This window comes from Aliiroseovarius conchicola (genome assembly GCF_041403445.1).
In the GTDB taxonomy this organism is placed as follows: Bacteria; Pseudomonadota; Alphaproteobacteria; order Rhodobacterales; family Rhodobacteraceae; genus Aliiroseovarius; species Aliiroseovarius conchicola.
This window is the reverse complement of record NZ_JBGEHL010000001.1, coordinates 279,808-299,171: the sequence shown is the minus strand read 5'-3', so window position 1 is coordinate 299,171 and position 19,364 is coordinate 279,808. Positions and strand designations below refer to the sequence as shown.

Annotated in this window: 21 protein-coding genes and 2 tRNA genes; 8 read left to right on the top strand and 15 right to left on the bottom strand. The window is 55.5% G+C overall.

Annotation, left to right across the window (positions count from 1 at the left end):
- Positions 1–18: 18 nt before the first annotated feature.
- Positions 19–1,191, bottom strand: coding sequence for a glutamine-hydrolyzing carbamoyl-phosphate synthase small subunit (gene carA, locus V6N04_RS01490; RefSeq protein WP_371168340.1), 1,173 nt, complete (start codon positions 1,189–1,191; stop codon positions 19–21).
- A 195-nt stretch (positions 1,192–1,386) separates the two neighbouring features.
- Here carA and V6N04_RS01485 point away from each other — a divergent pair, with 195 nt between their 5' ends.
- Complete coding sequence (locus tag V6N04_RS01485; RefSeq protein WP_371168339.1) at positions 1,387–1,845, top strand: GatB/YqeY domain-containing protein; 459 nt, start codon at positions 1,387–1,389, stop codon at positions 1,843–1,845.
- A 57-nt stretch (positions 1,846–1,902) separates the two neighbouring features.
- Here V6N04_RS01485 and V6N04_RS01480 read toward each other — a convergent pair whose 3' ends face one another.
- The 3 genes from V6N04_RS01480 to V6N04_RS01470 form a co-directional block, all read right to left on the bottom strand.
- Positions 1,903–2,850: a DMT family transporter gene (locus tag V6N04_RS01480; protein ID WP_371168338.1), complete on the bottom strand. Its 948-nt coding sequence runs from the start codon at positions 2,848–2,850 to the stop codon at positions 1,903–1,905.
- A gap of 119 nt (positions 2,851–2,969) precedes the next feature.
- A complete protein-coding gene (locus V6N04_RS01475; protein ID WP_371168337.1) occupies positions 2,970–3,476 on the bottom strand; it encodes a DUF2244 domain-containing protein in 507 nt (168 codons plus the stop codon).
- Between the two features lie 153 nt (positions 3,477–3,629).
- Positions 3,630–3,716 (bottom strand) — tRNA-Leu (locus tag V6N04_RS01470).
- Between the two features lie 124 nt (positions 3,717–3,840).
- On the opposite strand from V6N04_RS01470, the gene lipB reads away from it, so the two are divergent.
- From lipB to V6N04_RS01455, 3 genes are all read left to right on the top strand, one after another.
- Positions 3,841–4,521 carry a lipoyl(octanoyl) transferase LipB gene (gene lipB, locus V6N04_RS01465; RefSeq protein WP_371168336.1) on the top strand — a complete coding sequence of 227 codons (681 nt, stop codon included), beginning with the start codon at positions 3,841–3,843 and terminating at the stop codon, positions 4,519–4,521.
- A gap of 107 nt (positions 4,522–4,628) precedes the next feature.
- On the top strand, positions 4,629–5,111 hold the full coding sequence (locus V6N04_RS01460) for a c-type cytochrome (RefSeq protein WP_371168335.1): 483 nt from the start codon (positions 4,629–4,631) through the stop codon (positions 5,109–5,111).
- A gap of 194 nt (positions 5,112–5,305) precedes the next feature.
- Positions 5,306–6,979, top strand: a complete 1,674-nt coding sequence (locus tag V6N04_RS01455) for a cytochrome c oxidase subunit I (protein ID WP_371168334.1) — start codon at positions 5,306–5,308, stop codon at positions 6,977–6,979.
- A 76-nt stretch (positions 6,980–7,055) separates the two neighbouring features.
- Here V6N04_RS01455 and V6N04_RS01450 read toward each other — a convergent pair whose 3' ends face one another.
- The 5 genes from V6N04_RS01450 to V6N04_RS01430 form a co-directional block, all read right to left on the bottom strand.
- Positions 7,056–7,412 (bottom strand): hypothetical protein, encoded by a 357-nt coding sequence (locus tag V6N04_RS01450; RefSeq protein ID WP_371168333.1) that lies wholly within the window; start codon positions 7,410–7,412, stop codon positions 7,056–7,058.
- 218 nt (positions 7,413–7,630) lie between these two features.
- Positions 7,631–8,428 carry an IclR family transcriptional regulator gene (locus V6N04_RS01445; protein WP_371168332.1) on the bottom strand — a complete coding sequence of 266 codons (798 nt, stop codon included), beginning with the start codon at positions 8,426–8,428 and terminating at the stop codon, positions 7,631–7,633.
- Between the two features lie 8 nt (positions 8,429–8,436).
- Entirely contained in the window at positions 8,437–9,795 is a 1,359-nt protein-coding gene (locus tag V6N04_RS01440) for a TRAP transporter large permease (RefSeq protein ID WP_371168331.1), read from the bottom strand.
- Entirely contained in the window at positions 9,795–10,463 is a 669-nt protein-coding gene (locus V6N04_RS01435; RefSeq protein WP_371168330.1) for a TRAP transporter small permease, read from the bottom strand. The genes V6N04_RS01440 and V6N04_RS01435 overlap by 1 nt, the downstream gene beginning before the upstream one ends.
- 95 nt (positions 10,464–10,558) lie before the next feature.
- Complete coding sequence (locus tag V6N04_RS01430; protein ID WP_371168329.1) at positions 10,559–11,791, bottom strand: TRAP transporter substrate-binding protein; 1,233 nt, start codon at positions 11,789–11,791, stop codon at positions 10,559–10,561.
- 109 nt (positions 11,792–11,900) lie between these two features.
- Here V6N04_RS01430 and V6N04_RS01425 point away from each other — a divergent pair, with 109 nt between their 5' ends.
- Entirely contained in the window at positions 11,901–13,496 is a 1,596-nt protein-coding gene (locus V6N04_RS01425; protein ID WP_371168328.1) for a GMC family oxidoreductase, read from the top strand.
- Positions 13,497–13,617: 121 nt separating this feature from the next.
- Here V6N04_RS01425 and V6N04_RS01420 read toward each other — a convergent pair whose 3' ends face one another.
- The 3 genes from V6N04_RS01420 to V6N04_RS01410 form a co-directional block, all read right to left on the bottom strand.
- Complete coding sequence (locus V6N04_RS01420; protein ID WP_371168327.1) at positions 13,618–14,388, bottom strand: ATP-binding cassette domain-containing protein; 771 nt, start codon at positions 14,386–14,388, stop codon at positions 13,618–13,620.
- Positions 14,388–15,449, bottom strand: a complete 1,062-nt coding sequence (locus V6N04_RS01415) for an ABC transporter permease (protein WP_371168326.1) — start codon at positions 15,447–15,449, stop codon at positions 14,388–14,390. Before V6N04_RS01415 ends, V6N04_RS01420 begins: the two co-directional genes overlap by 1 nt.
- Positions 15,450–15,538: 89 nt before the next feature.
- The gene (locus V6N04_RS01410; protein ID WP_371168325.1) at positions 15,539–16,552 is read right to left on the bottom strand and encodes a sugar ABC transporter substrate-binding protein; all 1,014 of its coding nucleotides are present in this window, start codon (positions 16,550–16,552) and stop codon (positions 15,539–15,541) included.
- Between the two features lie 190 nt (positions 16,553–16,742).
- Between V6N04_RS01410 and V6N04_RS01405 the strand changes: the two genes are divergently transcribed.
- From V6N04_RS01405 to V6N04_RS01395, 3 genes are all read left to right on the top strand, one after another.
- Entirely contained in the window at positions 16,743–17,942 is a 1,200-nt protein-coding gene (locus V6N04_RS01405) for an ROK family transcriptional regulator (protein WP_371168622.1), read from the top strand.
- A 160-nt stretch (positions 17,943–18,102) separates the two neighbouring features.
- Positions 18,103–18,336 carry a 6TM ABC transporter family protein gene (locus tag V6N04_RS01400; protein ID WP_371168324.1) on the top strand — a complete coding sequence of 78 codons (234 nt, stop codon included), beginning with the start codon at positions 18,103–18,105 and terminating at the stop codon, positions 18,334–18,336.
- 42 nt (positions 18,337–18,378) lie between these two features.
- On the top strand, positions 18,379–18,720 hold the full coding sequence (locus V6N04_RS01395) for a hypothetical protein (protein ID WP_371168323.1): 342 nt from the start codon (positions 18,379–18,381) through the stop codon (positions 18,718–18,720).
- 40 nt (positions 18,721–18,760) lie between these two features.
- On the opposite strand, the gene V6N04_RS01390 is transcribed toward V6N04_RS01395, so the two are convergent.
- From V6N04_RS01390 to V6N04_RS01380, 3 genes are all read right to left on the bottom strand, one after another.
- Positions 18,761–18,837: transfer RNA gene (locus tag V6N04_RS01390), tRNA-Arg, on the bottom strand.
- 55 nt (positions 18,838–18,892) lie between these two features.
- Positions 18,893–19,072, bottom strand: a complete 180-nt coding sequence (locus tag V6N04_RS01385; protein ID WP_371168322.1) for a CTP synthetase — start codon at positions 19,070–19,072, stop codon at positions 18,893–18,895.
- Between the two features lie 66 nt (positions 19,073–19,138).
- Positions 19,139–19,333, bottom strand: coding sequence for a CTP synthetase (locus V6N04_RS01380; protein ID WP_371168321.1), 195 nt, complete (start codon positions 19,331–19,333; stop codon positions 19,139–19,141).
- Positions 19,334–19,364 lie beyond the last annotated feature (31 nt).

The following is a 19,364-nucleotide window of genomic DNA, read 5'->3' as shown; positions in this document are numbered from 1 at the left end:
TTCCTGTCTGGTGGTCGGTTAACCGCGGGCGTCCATTGCGTCCGAAAACCGTTCGAACAGATAGTAGCTGTCCATAGGTCCGGGGCTGGCTTCGGGGTGGTACTGGACCGAAAAGACCGGGCGGTCTTTCATTCGCAACCCACAGTTGGATCCGTCAAACAACGAAACGTGGGTTTCGACAACACCGTTGGGCAGGCTGGCTGTATCAACTGCGAAGCCGTGGTTCATCGAAGTAATTTCCACCTTGCCCGTGTCATTGTCTTTTACGGGATGGTTGGCCCCGTGGTGACCGTGGTTCATCTTGATGGTGCGGGCTCCTAGGGCCAGCGCCAGCATCTGATGACCCAGACAAATGCCAAAGATCGGCAAATCAGTTGTCTCAAGGATCGTATTGATCATCGGCACCGCATATTCACCGGTTGCGGCCGGGTCGCCCGGACCATTTGACAAAAATACGCCGTCAGGATTGAGCGCTAACACGTCGTCCGCCGTCGCAGTGGCCGGCAAAACAGTGACGTCACACCCGGCCGATGCAAGGCAGCGCAGAATATTGCGCTTGGCACCATAGTCGATGGCAACCACCTTGTTGCGGGGGCTTTCTTGCTTTGGATACCCATCAGGCCAAGCCCAACGCATTTCGTCCCATTTATAGCTCTGGGCACAGGTGACGTCTTTGGCCAGGTCCAGCCCCTCTAGCCCGGAAAAATCGCGTGCCTGAGCAATCAGGTCCTCTATATCGAAATTGCCTTCGGGATCATGTGCGATTGCGACATGCGGGGCGCCCTGATGGCGGATCGCGCGGGTCAGGCGTCGCGTATCAACGCCTCCTATGCCAATTCTGCCACGTTTGCCCAGCCAATCGACCAGCCGTTCGGTCGCCCGCCAGTTCGACGGCTCGGTTGGGTCCCATTTCACTACCATGCCCGCGGCAACTGGAGTTGCGGTTTCATCATCTTCGTCATTTACGCCGGTATTGCCGATATGAGGAAACGTGAACGTGACCACCTGACCCGCATAGGACGGGTCCGTCATGATCTCTTGATATCCGGTCATCGCGGTGTTGAAGCACAGTTCAGCGGTGGTGGTGCCCACGGCTCCGAACCCGTGACCGTAGAAAATCGTACCGTCCGCTAGCGCAAGGCAGGCGGTTGGTTTGGCAGGGGTAGTAGCAAGTGCGGTGGCTGCAGACATTAGGCGACTCCCGATCGACAAATTGGCGCGAAACTAGAGGTGTGGGGACGCGGGGTCAAGGGGCAGCGTCACGAACAGGAAATTTCGCATATCCTTGATTTTCAAGGTGTTAGCGCATCAACTCGCCAGTTGAATGCCATCTTATTATTCGATAGGTTTCAAGCTTCGTGAAGCTCACAGCAAACGGACAGACATATGGACATGCGACGCCAGATAAACGACGCCCTGAAAACGGCTATGAAGAACAAGGATGCCGCGCGCTTGTCGACGCTTCGGCTGATCAGCGCTGCGATCAAGGATCGTGATATTGCGATGCGCGGAACCGGCGAAGAGGTCGAAGTGACTGATGCCGATGTCCTTGCCATTCTTGGCAAGATGGTCAAGCAGCGTCAGGAAAGTGCTCGTGCCTACGAAGAAGGCGGGCGGCTTGAACTGGCCGAGAAAGAGCGCTCTGAGATACTGGTGATTGAAGACTACTTACCCAAGCAGCTGTCGGATGACGAAACCGATGCAGCCGTCGCTGCCGCCATTTCAGAGGTTGGGGCAGAGAGTATTCGCGACATGGGCAAGGTGATGGGCGCATTGAAGGCGCAGTTCACTGGCCAAATGGATTTCGGCAAAGTCGGCCCGATGGTGAAAGAGAAGCTGGGCTAAGCCTGGACTTTGCTTCTGGCGGCGAAACTATCGCCGGAGGCCTCTTGTAAGCTCAGGTCATGACCCATGGCCTGGCTTCGTCGCCACCCGCGCTTTGCGCCTGAAAAGCGAGAACAAGCGCCCGTCCGTCACGGCGAACCCCACAGCGATGATGCCAAAACCGATCCATTCTTGCTTTCCCATTGCCTCTCCCAGAAACAAGACACCAAGTCCTATGGCGAATGGTGGTACAAGCAGAGTGACGAGCAACAGATTGGCCGCTCCGGCTCGGGCTAAAATAGCGAAGTAGAGCACGTAAGCGAGCGCCGTCGACAGGACGGCAAGGCCAGTCAGCGCGCCCCAAATGCTGGTTGAAAGCATCAAATTTGGCGGTCCATCGAAAATCAGGACCATCGGTGTCATCAACAGAGTGCTGCCTGCGACCATGCCAAGCGCATTCATAAGGGGAGGTTGCGCAGACAGGGCGGTTTTTCCCCAAACCCCGGCAAACGCATAGGATAAGGTCGCGCCGAGGATCGCGAGCTGTGCCAGATTACTTGGATTGAAGTCAGTTATCGCCTCTGGTCCCATGATGAAAGCCACGCCAGCCAAACCGAGGGCCGCGCCGATGACTTTCTTCGTGGTGAGAGGCTCGTCACGTAGCAATAGACCCGCAACCACCGCACCAAACATGGCGGTTGTCCCATTCAAAATGGACGCCAGACCGCTTTCGATCTGCGTCTGTCCCCAAAATATCAACGAGAAGGGAATTGCGTTGTTGAGCGCGCCCATCACAAGGTAAGCCCACCAGATCCGTATGGAACGCGGGATCGGGATGCGCTTCAGAACTACGATAGCAGCTAATACCGGTAGGGCCCCGATGACTCGGTAAAGGGTGATTGTAAGCGGCGGCACCTCTTGCAAGGCGACCTCTCCAAAGAAAAATGAACCTCCCCAGACAGCGGCCAGCAACAGCAGCATTGCGGTGGATCGTAGATCCAGGGTGGGCGAGGGACTGTTGGTCATAGGAATGCGTTCACTGTTGTCGGTACGTACATTTTGTTAGCACGCCACGCAAAGCAAGCCGATCCGTTTCGTGCGGTTACGATGGTGACCACATACGCGCCGACTTTTCTGACAGGAGCTTATGGCCCGTGCGATTTGATGCGCAGCAGTCGCTCTGACAGTTCCTCATAGAGCTGTGGCCGTTCATCCTCCGACAAGAAAGCTCCGATCTCGACCTCGCGCCCATCGCCCTTTAGCGTGACATAGTTCGGCACGGGCCCCCCAGTCTTGTGTAGGTGGACCGTCACCCAATAGGGATTGGCCTCCCATTTTTTGTGCGCCTTGCGTGGCCCGAAGCGCGTCAGCGTCATGTGGTCTGGCCAAATACACAGCTCCTCAAGGATTTCACCATCCTTGTAGCTCTTTTCGATAAAGAACCACAGCGCGCCCATCGCGCCCAGTGCAAAAGGCAACAGCCACCATAATGTCACTGTGCCTAACAAGGCCAGAATGGGGATCAGAATCAGTGTGAATCCCATTGCCATGATCCCAACGAATCCGCGGCGTGGTAAGGATCGAAAGGGCCACAAATGCAGTTCGGCCTTAGGGGGATTAGGTGTATGGGGTGCGATCCACTCATATGGCATGGTTGGCGGCTTTCTAAATGCTTTTCTAGCGAACCAGTCGCTGCTTCTCACGCATCCTAGAGTGGCCATTTGTAGCCCGCTGGTGGTAAGCAGGCAAACACGAAATCCCGAAATCTAATGGCTATTCGAAGTATCAGGAGAAACCAGAAGCCTTGGTGCGGTCGGTGGGACTCGAACCCACACGAGTGTTACCTCACAGCGACCTCAACGCTGCGCGTCTACCAATTCCGCCACGACCGCAAGCCTAGGCTAGGTGACGCGCTTCATAGCGAAGGGGTTTAGGGATGTGAAGTCCAAAAACACCCGCGCTGGAGTTTTCCGGGCTCTTTTTGACAATGTCTCCATGCGGTGCCAAATGAGAGATATGAAAGCCTTACCCGATATGCCCCCAGTCACCTGGGAAACTGCCGATACTCTCATCGAATACGAACAAGCGGTTGCCCGAATGGAAGCCCATGTCGACGCTATGGCCCGCGACGAGGCGGGTGAGATGGTTTGGCTTCTGGAGCACCCCCCTCTCTATACTGCGGGCACTTCAGCCGACCCGGCGGATTTGGTTGCACCGGACCGGTTTCCGGTCCACGCCTCGAAACGCGGGGGGCAGTACACTTATCATGGTCCCGGTCAGCGGGTGGCGTATGTGATGCTGGATGTTGGCAAACGCGGACGTGACGTTCGGGCATTCGTGGGGGCGCTGGAAGACTGGGTGATCCGAACCCTTGCCGAATTCAACGTCGATGGCGAACAGCGCGAGGGTCGTGTTGGCGTTTGGGTCGTGCGCAACGACAAGCCGCTGACCGTCACCGGCCAACCACCTGAGGACAAGATCGCTGCTATCGGCGTGCGACTTCGGAAGTGGATCAGTTTCCACGGGATCTCGATCAATGTCGAACCTGATCTGGAGCATTTCTCGGGTATTGTGCCTTGCGGTATCTCGGAACATGGCGTGACCAGCCTTGTTGACCTGGGATTGCCAGTGACGTTGCAGGATGTGGACGTCGCTTTGCGCAAAACGTTCGATGAAACATTTGGTCCATCTCGTTAAGACCCCGCTGCCTGCGACAGCTCGCCATCTTACATTCCGCTTGTAATCAAAGCACTGTCCAGCACAATGACGCATAACGCGTGAAACGATCTAGCACGAGGAACAACATGAAGACGATTCTCTCTTCCGCAGCCATGATCCTGGCCCTGTCGGGCGCTGCATTTGCTGAAGGCGATGTCGCCAAAGGCGAAAAGGACTTTAAGAAGTGCAAATCCTGCCATGCCATAGTTGACCCAGAAGGCGAGGTTCTGTTCAAAGGCGGCAAGACCGGACCAAACCTTTATGGTGTTGTCGGGCGTCAGGCCGGTACCGTTGAAGGATTCAAATACGGGAAATCTTTGATTGCTGCCGGTGAAGCTGGCCTGATCTGGACCCCGGAGCTGCTGGATGCCTACATCAAGAACCCAAAGGACTTCTTGAAAGAACACACAGGCGACGGCAAAGCCAAATCCAAGATGACCTTTAAGTGGGGTAAGCCGGAAAACATCGTGGCATTCTTGGCGACATTCTCGCCTGAGATGCCGGCAGATGATGCCGCCGCTGAGGGCGAAGGTGAAGCAACCGAAGGCGATTCGACCGCTACCAACTGATCAAGTTTCCGCCAAGCGGCTGAAATTTCCAAGATATCCTGCGCCCCACACCGCAAATCGCGCTGTGGGGCGCATTTTTTTGGCCCCTGCGACCATTGCGTCGTTGCTCGCCCCGGCACTGCATATTAAACACGTTAAAAAGCCGGGTGGGGTAATTCCCCGCCCCCGACTAGTTAACCCCAAGGGAGGGATACATGGCGGACGCAGCCATTCACGACCAGGACCACCACGACGAGCGCGGGTTTTTTACCCGGTGGTTCATGTCGACCAACCACAAAGATATCGGGATCCTTTACCTGTTTCTGGCCGGCCTGACCGGTTTCATTTCGGTCAGCTTCACAGTTTACATGCGAATGGAACTGATGGAGCCAGGTGTACAGTATATGTGCCTAGAAGGCGCACGGTTCTTCGCGGATGCCGCGGCGGAATGTACGCCAAATGGTCACCTTTGGAACGTCCTGATCACTTATCACGGCGTCCTGATGATGTTCTTCGTTGTCATCCCGGCCTTGTTTGGCGGGTTTGGCAACTATTTCATGCCGCTGCAGATCGGTGCGCCGGATATGTCATTCCCGCGCATGAACAACCTGTCGTTCTGGCTTTATGCCACTGGCGTGGCACTGGGTGTTGCGTCAATGTTGGCGCCGGGCGGCAATGACCAGCTTGGTTCTGGCGTGGGTTGGGTGCTTTATCCCCCGCTGTCCACAACCGAGGGCGGTTATTCCATGGATCTTGCGATCTTCGCGGTCCACGTGTCGGGTGCTTCTTCGATCCTTGGCGCGATCAATATCATCACGACGTTCCTGAACATGCGTGCCCCCGGCATGACCCTGTTCAAGGTGCCGCTGTTCGCTTGGTCGATCTTTGTCACCGCATGGTTGATCCTTCTGTCCCTGCCAGTTCTGGCCGGCGCAATCACCATGCTTCTGGTTGACCGTAACTTCGGCGGGACGTTTTTTGACCCATCAGGTGGCGGCGATCCGATCCTGTATCAGCACATCCTGTGGTTCTTCGGACACCCGGAAGTGTACATCGTGATCCTGCCGGGTTTTGGCCTGATCAGCCATGTCATCGGCACCTTCGCCCGTAAACCGATCTTTGGCTATGTACCGATGGTCTGGGCCTTGATCGCTATTGGCGTGATCGGCTTTGTTGTGTGGGCACACCACATGTACACCGTCGGTATGTCGCTGAACCAGCAGTCCTACTTCATGCTGGCCACGATGGTGATCGCAGTCCCGACCGGGATCAAAATCTTCTCGTGGATCGCGACGCTTTGGGGGGGCTCGATCGAGTTCAATACGCCCATGCTGTTCGCGTTCGGTTTCCTGTTCCTGTTCACGGTTGGTGGCGTTACCGGAGTTGTGCTGTCGCAAGCCGGCGTCGACCGGATGTATCATGACACCTACTATGTTGTGGCGCACTTCCACTACGTCATGTCGATCGGTGCGGTGATGTGTATCTTCGCAGGTATCTACTACTGGATCGGCAAGATGTCTGGGCGCCAGTACCCGGAATGGGCCGGTAAGATCCACTTCTGGACCTTCTTCATCGGTGTGAACCTGACCTTCTTCCCACAACACTTCTTGGGTCGTCAGGGGATGCCGCGTCGGTACATCGACTATCCGGAAGCGTTCGCCTATTGGAACAAGATCAGCTCTTACGGTGCGTTCCTGTCGTTTGCGTCGTTCCTGTTCTTCATCGGTATTGTTTTCTACACGCTGACACGCGGCAAACGGATCACCGAGAACAACTATTGGAACGAGTATGCGGATACGTTGGAATGGACACTGCCCACGCCTCCGCCAGAGCACACGTTCGAAATCCTGCCAAAGCAGGAAGACTGGGATAAGGGCCATTCTCACTGATCAGCCCTGATCAAAACAAAAGAAAGGCCCGGACATTGTCCGGGCCTTTTTTGTTCACCCAATCGTCGAGTTCGTATCACTCGGCAGGTAACTCCAACCGATACCGAGCATTCCCCCAACCGTCGGCGCTTGTGCGTGCTCGTATCCAAACGGCCTCGGTCCCGTCGGGCACAATCACGCCCGACAGACTGCGAGTGAATGGCTGTTCATTTGCATGAGGATGGTGCAGAACGCGGGTGCCTAACGTATCCCCCGCCTCGTTCTCAACCCGCCAGCCATCTGCATAATCATCCCAACCGGTTTCCTCATGCGCAAGACTTACGGCAATGCGCCACTCGCCGCCCTCTTGCTGCGCGGTCGCGCCATTTATCGTGGCCTCGTGGGCTAAGGCTGGCGACGCTGCACAGATCACCCCAAGCAGTAGCATGCGCATCGAACTCTCCTCTTTCTATCAGTGCCAGCATAGTGCCGCGACTGGCCCTGACGCCAATCACGTCCTAGCGAGGGTTATGCGATTCCCACACACCAGCCCCGCACTTGGGTTGCTCAGCGGTCACTGGCCGTGTTCCCGACCGCGAACGTTCAGAGGCTTCCCAAGAGGCTTTGGACCACTCTGTGAGAGTTCGGGAAAAAGTTCGCTACATTTGACGCTCAGGTGCTCTGGGTCGAACTGTTCTTATGCAACATTGCCAATTTCGCAGCGGCCTCTTTGAGAGGCGCGAGAAATGATACGAGTTCTGTGACACCATGGCGCTGGACAGGTGCGTGGATCGAGAGTGTGGCGAGCAAACGCCGCTGTTGGTCCAGTATTGGCACAGCCACAGCTGCCATGCCAACCATGAACTCCTCGTCATCCGTTGAATAGGACCGTTGCCGGGTGAGGCGAAGTTCTTCCTTGAGATCCACGCCTGACGTAATTGTTTGCGCCGTCTTGGCCTCGAGGTCCAGGGCCGATATCAGGCCGTTCAACGTCGCTGGTCGCAATGAAGACAAATACATCTTACCACTGGCTGTGCAATGAAACGGAACCTGTGTGCCGATTGGTAATTGGATGCGTAGGGGCCAGCTTGTCTCGACCCGGTCGAGATATGTCATGCCTTCGCGATCTGGGGTGGCCAGGTTGCAGGTCTCGCCCACTTCATCGGCAAGGCCTTTCAGTATGGCAAGGCGTGCAGTTCTTAGGTGTTCAGATGACATCACGTTTGACGCCAGCGCGCGCAATCGTGGTCCAAGACCATACGAGCGCCCGTCAAGATCCCGCTGAAGGAACCCCTCTGCCTCGGCCGTTTGCAACAGCCGATGGATCGTGGGTTTTGGCAATCCGATGGCGTCTATCAACTCGGCGGGTTTGACGGCGACACCCCGGCGGGCAACTTCTTCCACCAGCAAAAGCAAGCGCAGATTGGTCGGTATCTGCGAGGGTGTCGAGGTCGCCGGAGCGTCTGCCATATCTTTGCCTACCTGTTTGGCAGCAGGACCAACGCCAGATCAGGAACAAGTGACACCAGAATCCAAACGCCAATCAACGCTGCAAGATAAGGCACCGTATACCGAAGCAGCCTGAAATAGGGAACTCCCGTGACACCGGACGCCACATAAAGGTTCAGCCCATAAGGGGGCGTGATGAAGCCAATGGACGCGCCAACAAGGAAGATCACCGAGAAGTGGATCGGGTCGATCCCGACGGATGCCGCAATGGGGGCAAGGATCGGGGCCAGAATGATCGTGACCGGCAGGCTTTCAAGCACCATGCCCGAGAAGAACACGATCATCATCGAGGTGAACAGCACCGCATGATAGCCACCCATCGAGGTTACAAACCCTCCGATGGCTTGTTGCGCGCCAAGCAGCGACAGGATTTGCTGCATGACCACCGATATGGCGATAAGCGGCGCAAGAATACCGGTAATTTGCGCCGACCGAACCACGATCGATGGAATCTGCGGGATGGTGAAGCCTTCGACCACGAACATTTCGAGATATGATTTCTCAGTCGCAGGCTTGTCTCTGTCGGTGCCCAGAATTTTGTTCAACGGATAGCTGACCAGCCCTGCGATGACGCAGAACCCGACAGTAACGCCTGCGGCCTCGGTTGGTGAGAATTTGCCTGTGTAAATGCCCCAAAGCACCAAACCGATGGCGAAGAAGCCCAGCCATGCACCAAACGCAGTTTTTAAAACGCGGTTCAGTTGCAGAGGGATCAGATATCCCCATCCGTTGATGCGGCAAATGATCCAGCAGGCAAACTGCATCCCGATCACCATCAAGGCGCCGGGAATGATGCCTGCGACGAACAGATCCGAAATCGGGAGGTTCATCAAAAACCCGTAAACGATAAAGATGATCGAGGGCGGGATGATGATCCCGACCGTGCCGCCTGCCGCCGCCGTGGCTGCCGAAAAGCGTTCGTCATAGCCGCCCTTCACCATTTCCGGATGCAACATGGACCCGATGGTCGCTGTGGTGGCCGAGTTCGACCCAGATATAGCCGCGAACAATCCGCACGCGCCAAGAGATGCCATCGCAAGCCCGCCACGCAGCCATCCAAGACAGGAATACGCAAAGTCAGACAATCGTCGCGCGATGCCGGATTGGTTGATCAGGTCTCCGGTCAGGATGAACAGAGGCATGGCAAGAAGCGCGAAGCCCTTGTTGAAGACGTTCAGAAGCTCGGACCCCATATTGTCTAATGTCAGCCCCAGCACGAACGAACACCCGATGACCCAATAAGCGATGACCAAAAGCACCGGGACGCCCAGCATGAAAAACACCGTAACGCCGATGGAAATAAGTGTGACCCAGGTTGAAACATCCATCAGACATCCCCTCCGATAACGGCTTGCTTGATCAAGGGCTCTCCCGATTTGAAGTTTCGAATGTCATCAATCAAGTTCTCAAACACCCGTGCGATCATCAGGACGAAAGACAAGGGAACGGTGATCAGGAACCACCACTGCATCACGTTGTCGGTGCCAAGAACGATCTGAAAATTCGAGGCAGACAACGCGGTCAGCCGTGTTGTTGTCACAACAACAATCACCGCAAAGACAAACCATAAAACAGCGTCCAAACACAGGCATAAAAACTGCCCAGTGCGTGGCATTGCGGTTCGAAATTCTGCAAAGCTTAGATGGGTGCGCAAACGCACGTTAAAGGCCGCACCGAACCATGCCATGATCATGAACAATAGCGGTGGGACAGTGGTCGACCATGGCTGCTGGTTAGAGAAGATGAAACGGTCGATCACACCCCAGAAGATGATGAAGGCGATGGCCAAATAGCTCCAGACCATAATCGTGCGTTCAAGATGGCGATCTAGAAGTGGGACCATGCGATAGATCCACATGATCACAAAGCCGCCCAAAGCCGCGACCACGGCCCCAAACACCCAAACCGCATCAGATTTAAGCGCGTTGCGAATTTCAAAACTGTCCTGCGACGCGAACGCGCTGAATATGGCGCTGATATCAGACCAGAAGCCCATCGTATCCTCCCTTGATGCCCGCCGGATTTGATCCGGTCTTCAGGCAAGAAAGACCGGCGCGATACCCTGCGCCGGCCCAATAGTAATAGCCCGTATTAGGCGCGCCACCAGCGGCGTGGCTCTACGTTTTCGGGCAGTGTATCGGTCGGAATCTGCCGCGCAATGTCGAAGATTTCCTGATACGTATCGATGCCGCCGGCCCAGCCATTCAGGCGCTCGCGCCATTGTTCCCAAAGCTGGGGTTGGAACTGCGGCGAACACATTTCTTCCGCCATTTTGATCTGGTCATCGGCCAAGAACGCGTTGCGCACGTTGTTTTCCTTGAAGATCGTGCCGGGCAGCTGAGGATCGGACCAACCTACTGTTTTCACCAGCGCGGCCTCGTTCGCAGCCTGAACATGGGTCTGTGTCCAGTAGGAGCTTTCCATGACTGCGTCCTGCAAATAGCCCTCAAGCTTATCGAACGCGGCGGTCGTCATCGACGTATGCTCGGTCCCGGCGAAGAACTTCAGGTCGACCGACTGACTGACCACAGGCGACATGTTGGCATAGGCCACGGCTGACGCCCAAGTCTCGGCCCCGTCAATCAAGCCCTGCTTCAGACCGTCTAGAGTTTCTTCCCATGCCACAGGCACCGGGTTCAGGTTCAGCGCCTGCATTGCAATTCGGCCAAGCTGCGTACCAGTGACACGGTTTTTGGTGCCGAATAGCTCTTCAAGCTTGGTGACCGTTGGCCGCTTCTCCCAACCAAGACCCAGTTGGATACCGCGCAATTCGCAATGGCTGAACAGGAACTTCAACCCGTGACGCTTTTCCAGTGGGTCGCGCAGGATGCGCTGCGATTCAGGGCTATACAGGAAATGATACTGCGCCGCCCGGCTGGGGAACATATAGGCATAGTCCAGAATGTTCAGGTAAGGGGCGCCGCCCGCCGAGTTCTGCGTCGACGCCGCATAGATGTCGATGATCCCTTGCTGCGCTTTTTCAACGCATGAAGTCTGTCCGCAAATCTGGTTGTTGCCGATGAACTCGATCCGAATTTCGCCATCCGTCCGGCTTTCCAAGTCCCGTGCGAATTCCAAAGCACCAGCCCGTTCGATCAGCAGGTTGGCGGGGTTAAACCCGGCCGCACCAAAGGTCAGATTGTGCTTCGCGGGCTTCGAAAAGCGCTTCTCATAGGTCGATTCGGCTGCACTCGCGAGATTCGCGAGGCTCATCGCGCCACCGAAACTGCCCGCGGCCAAAAGCGTCGAGCTCATCCCGTAACGTCCTGCAACGCGGAAGAAATCTCGGCGTGAGATTCCTTTTAGGTTGTTATCAATTGTCATTACATTCCTCCCGTTTTGTAATTATTGAGACGTTTTGTTTCATTTAAGGCTAGATTGCTTCGCGCAAATTGCCTAGACTTTTTTTCAACAACTTCGGGAGGGGCATAAATTGGAGGCAGATTTTATCGTCATCGGTGCAGGGTCTTCGGGCTGCGTCGTCGCCAATCGTCTCAGCGCTGACCCCTCAAACCGTGTTGTGCTGCTCGAGGCCGGAGGGAAAGACACCAATCCTTGGATTCACATTCCAGTTGGCTATTTCAAAACCATGCATAACCCGTCGCTTGACTGGTGTTACAAGACTGAACCCGATCCCGGACTAAACGGTCGTTCAATAGATTGGCCGCGCGGCAAGGTCCTTGGTGGTTCATCCTCGTTAAATGGGCTTCTCTATGTGCGCGGCCAGGCCGAGGATTATGATCGTTGGCGTCAGATGGGCAATGATGGATGGGGCTGGGATGACGTCCTGCCGCTGTTCAAACGGGCCGAGGATCAGGAACGTGGCGCCGACGAGTATCACGGTGTTGGTGGGCCGCTCAGCGTGTCGAATATGCGCATCCAGCGACCGATCTGCGACGCGTGGGTGGCCGCCGCACAAGAAGCTGGATACAAATTCAACCCAGACTACAATGGGGCCGATCAAGAAGGTGTCGGGTATTTCCAACTGACCACTCGCAAGGGCCGGCGCTGCTCAGCTGCAGTCGCCTATCTGAAACCAATCCGCGACCGCCAAAACCTGCAGATCATCACACATGCGCAGGTTAAATCGATCAATCTGGATGGTAAACGCGTCACAGGGGTGACCTATCTTGATCGTGCGGGAGCGGAGCATACGATCACCGCAAACCGCGAGGTCGTGGTGTCGGCAGGTGCGATCAACTCGCCTCAGCTTTTGATGCAGTCGGGGATTGGCGACCCAGAGCATCTTAGAGACAATGGTATTTCACCACTGCACGCACTGCGGGGTATCGGTCGCAATCTGCAGGATCATCTACAAGCCCGGCTTGTCTTCAAATGCAACGAGCCGACATTGAACGACGAGGTGCGCAGCCTGTTCAATCAGGCCCGTATTGCGCTGAAATATGCAATGTTCCGCGCAGGTCCGATGACCATGGCGGCAAGTTTGGCAACCGGCTTTCTGAAAACCCGACCCGAGGTTGAGACGCCTGATATTCAGTTCCACGTTCAACCTTGGTCCGCAGACAGCCCTGGTGAAGGGGTTCATCCGTTTTCGGCATTCACAATGTCCGTATGTCAACTTCGGCCGGAAAGCCGGGGTGAAATAAGACTGAATGGCCCCGACCCTCGAACCTATCCGACAATCCACCCGAACTATCTTGCAACCGAAACCGATTGCCGAACGATTGTCGACGGCGTGAACATCGCGCGCAATATCGCACGCCACCGCCCACTAGCATCGAAAATATCCGAGGAGTTCCGGCCAACAGCGGACCTTTCACAAGATGACTACGAAGGCACGCTCGACTGGGCCCGCAACAATTCGGTCTCGATTTATCACCCGACGGGAACCTGTAAGATGGGACAAGGAGAAGATGCGGTGGTTAACAGCAAGCTGCAAGTCCACGGGCTTGAAGGACTACGAGTCGCGGATTGCTCGATCATGCCGGAAATCGTGAGCGGCAACACCAACGCGCCGGCGATTATGATTGGCGAAAAGGCGAGCGATTTGATGTTGGATAACGTTTAATGCCACACCAGCTTGGACCAGCCTTTCATGCGGCTGGCGGTCGTTCCTTTGCCTGGATTAAGTCGGATCCAAGTTGTTACGCGACCATGTTCAGAAACTGGGTTTCACCGGCTACTGCGCGTCATGCAGTATCCACAGGCGCTGCTTTTGCGCCTGTCATAAATGCCACCGCATCCGACATTGTGTAGTCCTTGGGATCAATGACACAAAGTCGTTTCCCCAGTCGGTGTACATGAATTCTGTCTGCGACTTCGAATACATGTGGCATGTTGTGGCTAATCAGGATGATCGGGATACCTCGCGATTTTACGTCCTGAATCAGCTCCAACACCCGTCGACTTTCTTTCACGCCTAGCGCAGCAGTCGGTTCATCAAGGATGATCACCTTCGAGCCAAAAGCGGCCGCGCGGGCGACGGCGACGCCTTGTCTCTGGCCTCCAGACAGGGTTTCGACCGCCTGATTAATGTTCTGGATTGTCATCAGACCAAGTTCGGTAAGCTTGTCGCGGGCGAATTTTTCCATTGCAGGACGGTCTAGCTGCCGAAGCCATGTGCCCCGAAAGCCCGGTCTCCGAAGCTCACGGCCCATGAACATATTGTCGGCAATCGATAGCGCAGGAGACATGGCCAACGTCTGATAGACTGTTTCGATTCCAGCTTCACGCGCCTCGATGGGTGACGAGAATGAAACCTCTTTGCCCTCTAGAGTGACCGTCCCAGCATCTGGAACAACAGCACCAGACACCGCCTTGATCAGTGAGCTTTTGCCCGCCCCGTTGTCGCCAATGACAGCAAGAATTTCGCCTGGCATCAAATCGAAATCGCAATCATCAAGTGCGGTCACGCGACCATATCGCTTTACCAGACCACGACCTTTCAAAATCGGTTCCATTATGCTGCTACCTTTCTAATCCACTGGTCAACGGCAACCGCTCCGATGATCAACGCGCCGATTAGAAGATATGTCCACTGCGCGTCTGCGCCTGCCAGCCGCAGCCCAAGTGTGAAAACCCCAACAATCAGTGCACCGAAGAATGTCCCCAAGATCGAACCCCGACCTCCGAACAATGAGATACCTCCGATCACCACCGCGGTAATGCTTTCGATGTTTAACAGCTGCCCGGATGTGGGCGATACGGAACCGATGCGACCTATCAGGGCCCACCCCGCCAGCGCGCAGATCAGGCCAGCCATGGCATACACTGAGATCAGCACACCCTTGACGTTTACGCCTGAAAGCTCTGCTGCCTCGGGGTCGTCGCCCACCGCATAGACATGGCGCCCCCAAGCTGTGTGTTTCAGTACATAGGCGAGCACGATCACCAACGCGACCATCAGCACAACACCAAGTGTGAAGACGGCACCACCCACTTTGAACTTTGCCCCGAGAAGCTGCAACAGTGGGGCTTGTGCGGCAATGTCTTGCGATCGGATGGTTTCGTTGGCCGAGTAGAGAAAGTTGGCTGCCAACACGATCTGCCACATTCCAAGCGTTACGATAAATGGGGGTAGTTTCATTCGCGCGACCAACCAACCATTCAAGGCACCTATCGCTGTACCGAAGGCCAACCCACATACGACCGACACCGCTGGGGGCAGACCATAACGGAACGTGAACTGTCCCATGATCACGGAGGAGATCACGGCTATTGCCCCTACACTCAGGTCGATACCTGCGGTCAATATCACAAGGCTTTGCGCGGCCGCCACGATGCCGACGATTTGCACTTGTTGCAGTATCAGTGTCAGCGCGAAAGGAGAGAAGAATTTGCTGCCCAGAAGCAACCCAAATACGGCAACAGCGAGAATCAGCACGATCAGAGGCACCAGCGCAGGCGTTGTGTGGAGTGCGTGATGGAACCGGTTCATCAGGCCCTTTCCGTGATCGTCAAATTTTGCGATTTCGGTCGCCGCGCTTTTGACCACGGCCTCATGTTCGGCGGTTTGGGGCATGGGGACTTCTCTTTCGAAATATCACGGAAATTCGGGATGGGCGGTTGTAATTCCGCCCAAATCCCTAATTGTTTAACGATGCGGGGTCGTTAACCCCAGCAAAGCTCAGTGCCCTTGGCCGAGTCAATGCTGTCGACACCGTCCACTGGTTTGTCCGTGATTAAGGTGACACCAGTGTCAAAGAACTCTTTTCCTTCGCTGGCTTGTGGCTTGGTGCCATCGTTGGCCCAAGCCGCAATCGCCTCAATGCCTTTGGAGGCCATCAGAAGTGGATACTGCTGCGATGTCGCACCGATCACCCCGTCTTTGACATTGGCCACACCGGGGCAACCACCATCGACTGATACGATCAGGACGTCGTTTTCGCGCCCGATGGATTTCAACGCCTCATAGGCACCAGCGGCGGCGGGTTCGTTGATCGTGTAAACCACGTTGATCATCGGATCCTTGGCCAACAGGTTTTCCATCGCCTTGCGGCCACCTTCTTCGTTACCCGCGGTAATATCGTTGCCCACGATACGTGGGTCGGTTTCATCACCCCACTTGCTGGGATCTCCAAGGTCGATGCCAAAGCCCTGCAAAAAGCCTTGATCGCGCAGCACGCCCACTGTTGGCTGGCTAACTGCAAGGTCCAGCATGCCGATTTTGGCATTTGCTGCTTCGTCGCCAAGGGCGGCGGCCGCCCACTTGCCGATCAGTTCCCCGGCCAGGAAGTTATCGGTGGCGAAGGTCATGTCGGCCGAATCGATTGGCTCTAACGGCGTGTCCAACGCGATGACCAACAAGCCCGCATCGCGTGCCTGCTGTACGGCTGGCACGATGGAGCTTGTATCAGATGCGGTCAGAAGAATGCCCTTTGCGCCGTTGGCGATGCAGGTCTCGATCGCTGCCACCTGCGTTTCGTGATCCCCATCGACCTTGCCGGCATAGCTGTTCAGCTTGATGCCTAACTCTTCTGCCTTAGCAGTCGCGCCCTCACGCATTTTGACGAAGAAGGGGTTCGTGTCTGTTTTGGTGATTAGGCATGCACTGACGTCCTCGGCTGCGGCCGTGGTAGCAAGCGTCGACAAGATCAGCGCTGATGTGGTTAGCAATGACTTCATAGTATCCTCCCTTGGAACTGTTAATCTATTTGGTCGGGATCGACCCGAACCACACCTGTGCAAAAGCTGCCACAAGTTGCCGTTAAGGAAGTCCGATTCTCATGCACCTGTCAATATATAAATAAACTTTATTAATTAATGAGGGCGCGCTATCTTCCTATTGCGATAGGAGATGAATATGGTGGGCCGTATGGATGGCGGTAAGATCAGAGTCTTCAGCAGTGGCGTGAACCAGAGCGGGGTTCGCGACCATAATGAGCGTCTTATTTTGTCTGTTTTGCAGAGACATGGCGCGATGTCCGGCGTTGCCCTTGCGCGACGTGTGGGGCTTTCGCCACCGGCTGTTTCCACCATCTTACGCAAGCTGGAAACCGATGGTCTGCTGCTACGCGGGGACCCGGTACGCGGTAAGGTTGGGAAGCCATCAATACCCATGGACCTTAATCCCAATGGGGTGTTTTCGCTGGGCTTGAAGATCGGGCGCCGTAGTGCCGATCTCTTGTTGCTTGATTTTGCAGGTCAGGTGCATGCTCGGTTGCATACTGCCTATGACTACCCGCTGCCCGAAATGGTATTTGGATTTATCCAAGAGGGTATGTCCACGCTTGTCGAGGGCTTGAGCGAAGACGCGCGATCACGCGTTTGTGGGATTGGGATCGCAGCGCCGTTCGAACTTTGGAAGTGGAATGATTTGGTAGGAGCACCGGCCAAGAAGTTCCGCTCTTGGCGAGATGTCGACTTCGCCCGTGAGATCGCTGGATTTAGCGACCTGCCAGTGCTCATGGTTAATGACACCACGGCGGCCTGCCGCGCAGAGCATCTGTTTGGTCGTGGTAAAGAATTTCAGGACTATGCATATTTTTTCATCGGCTCATTTATCGGTGGTGGTATCGTGATGAACCATACGGTGTTCGAGGGAAACCAAGGCAATGCTGGCGCGCTTGGCTCGATGCGCGCCACGGGCCCGTTGGGTGAAAGCCGGCAGTTGATTGATGTTGCATCTATCCACGTTCTTGAAAGCCGTATTGTCGACGCGGGTCTGGATGCCAACCTGCTTTGGCAGCAGCCGCAAGACTGGCGGGCGCTGTCACGATATGTCGAACCTTGGATTGGGCAAACTGCACAAGAGCTCGCGAAGGCGTCTCTCTCTGTATGTTCTGTCTTCGACTTTGAGGCAATTCTGGTCGATGGCGCATTCCCCGCCGAAATCCGCGACGAACTCGTCGAGAGGGTACGACGATACATCGTCAACCAAGACACGCGAGGTCTCATTCCTCCGCGGATAGAGGCCGGTAGTATTGGCACGCACGCCCGCGAGATAGGGGCCGCTAGCAGCCCGGTTTTCCGGCAGTTTCTTTTGGATACCAATGCTGGTTTGTCAGCGTTGTAACCGACGGGTATAGCGATATGAGGGTGTGTGAACGTCGCACCTATTATGTTGGTCCGAGCTGACGTCGCGCTGTCCTGTCCTGGTCATTTGTGTTTGGTTTCTTCGCAAACCTGCTTTTCCAGACCGGCCCCTTTTTATGCTTCAGGTTTACGATCGGGTATTGAGTAGCCGCTCGGAGGCTACGCTTCTGGTGCTTTTTGCCTTGCTCATTGTCCTTTATGTCGCATGTGGACTTCTGGATTATGTTCGCGAGCGCATTAACACCAGAATCGGCACGGACTTGGATATGCGACTTGGCGAGGACATCTTTCTTGCCATGTTGACCGCCCCAAGATCCGCCTCGAAAGCGGCGGCGCGTGGTTTGCAGGACGTAGAAGCGGTACGTGCTTTCTGAGCGTCGCCAGCGGTGATGGATGTCTCATGGACACCACTCTTTGTGTCGGCCTTTTTTCTTTTCCACCCGTATATGATTTGGTTTGCTATAGCCGGGGGCTTTGCTCGGATTTGCGGCTCTGGCGGAAATGACACCCATGTTGTGCGGTCGAATTACGGGACAACGGCTATTCGCGGAGAGGCCGCTGACGGTGACGATACGATCCGCAACTTCCAACAGAATGCCGAAGTGATTCGCTTCACCGGGGGTAACATCAGATATAGCGACCTCAACATCTCTGACAGCTCAGCCGGCGCAATTATTGACTATGGGAGTGGAGATACAATCTTGGTTGAGAATACGCTTGCCATCGACATGACCGAGGGAGACTTCCAATTCCAGTGAGGCGGCAATTTGATGAGTACCCCCGTTGGCGTATGGCGACTGGCGATCCCGGGAGGACTCGAACCCCCAACCCTCTGCTTAGAAGGCAGATGCTCTATCCAGTTGAGCTACGGGACCGCACACCAAATCCTTACCCTTGGTGCACGTCCCCTTTCAACAGGAAAACGACCGGTTAGCCGTTGATCTGGCGCGCCACCACCCACGAGGCTGGCAAAGCGACCACAAAACCCGCCAATGCTGCCCACAGGATGGGTTGAAGCGTCCCCATGCCCAGCGTCAAGGCGACGATGATGAAGATCCCGGCCAGCGTAGCACTAAGCAGGATGTAGATAACGGCGGCGAGACGGAACATGACATTCTCCTTGCAAATATTCGCAAGTGTTGTGCACCCAATCCTGCCGCGCCACTTTGATCCGGATCAATCACCCATCATTGCGCGCGCGACATAGTAACTCACCGGCAATCCGACGACGAAGCCAACCGCCGCCGCGCCCAGCAATGGCCACAGACCCGATACGCCGTTCACCAACGCGATCACCACCAGAACCGAGGCCAATGTGGACCCGATGATCCCGTAAAATGTCATGACGATTTTGAATAGCGGTGAGCGCATGAGGGGCCTCCTTGCCAGGCGACATAGCCGA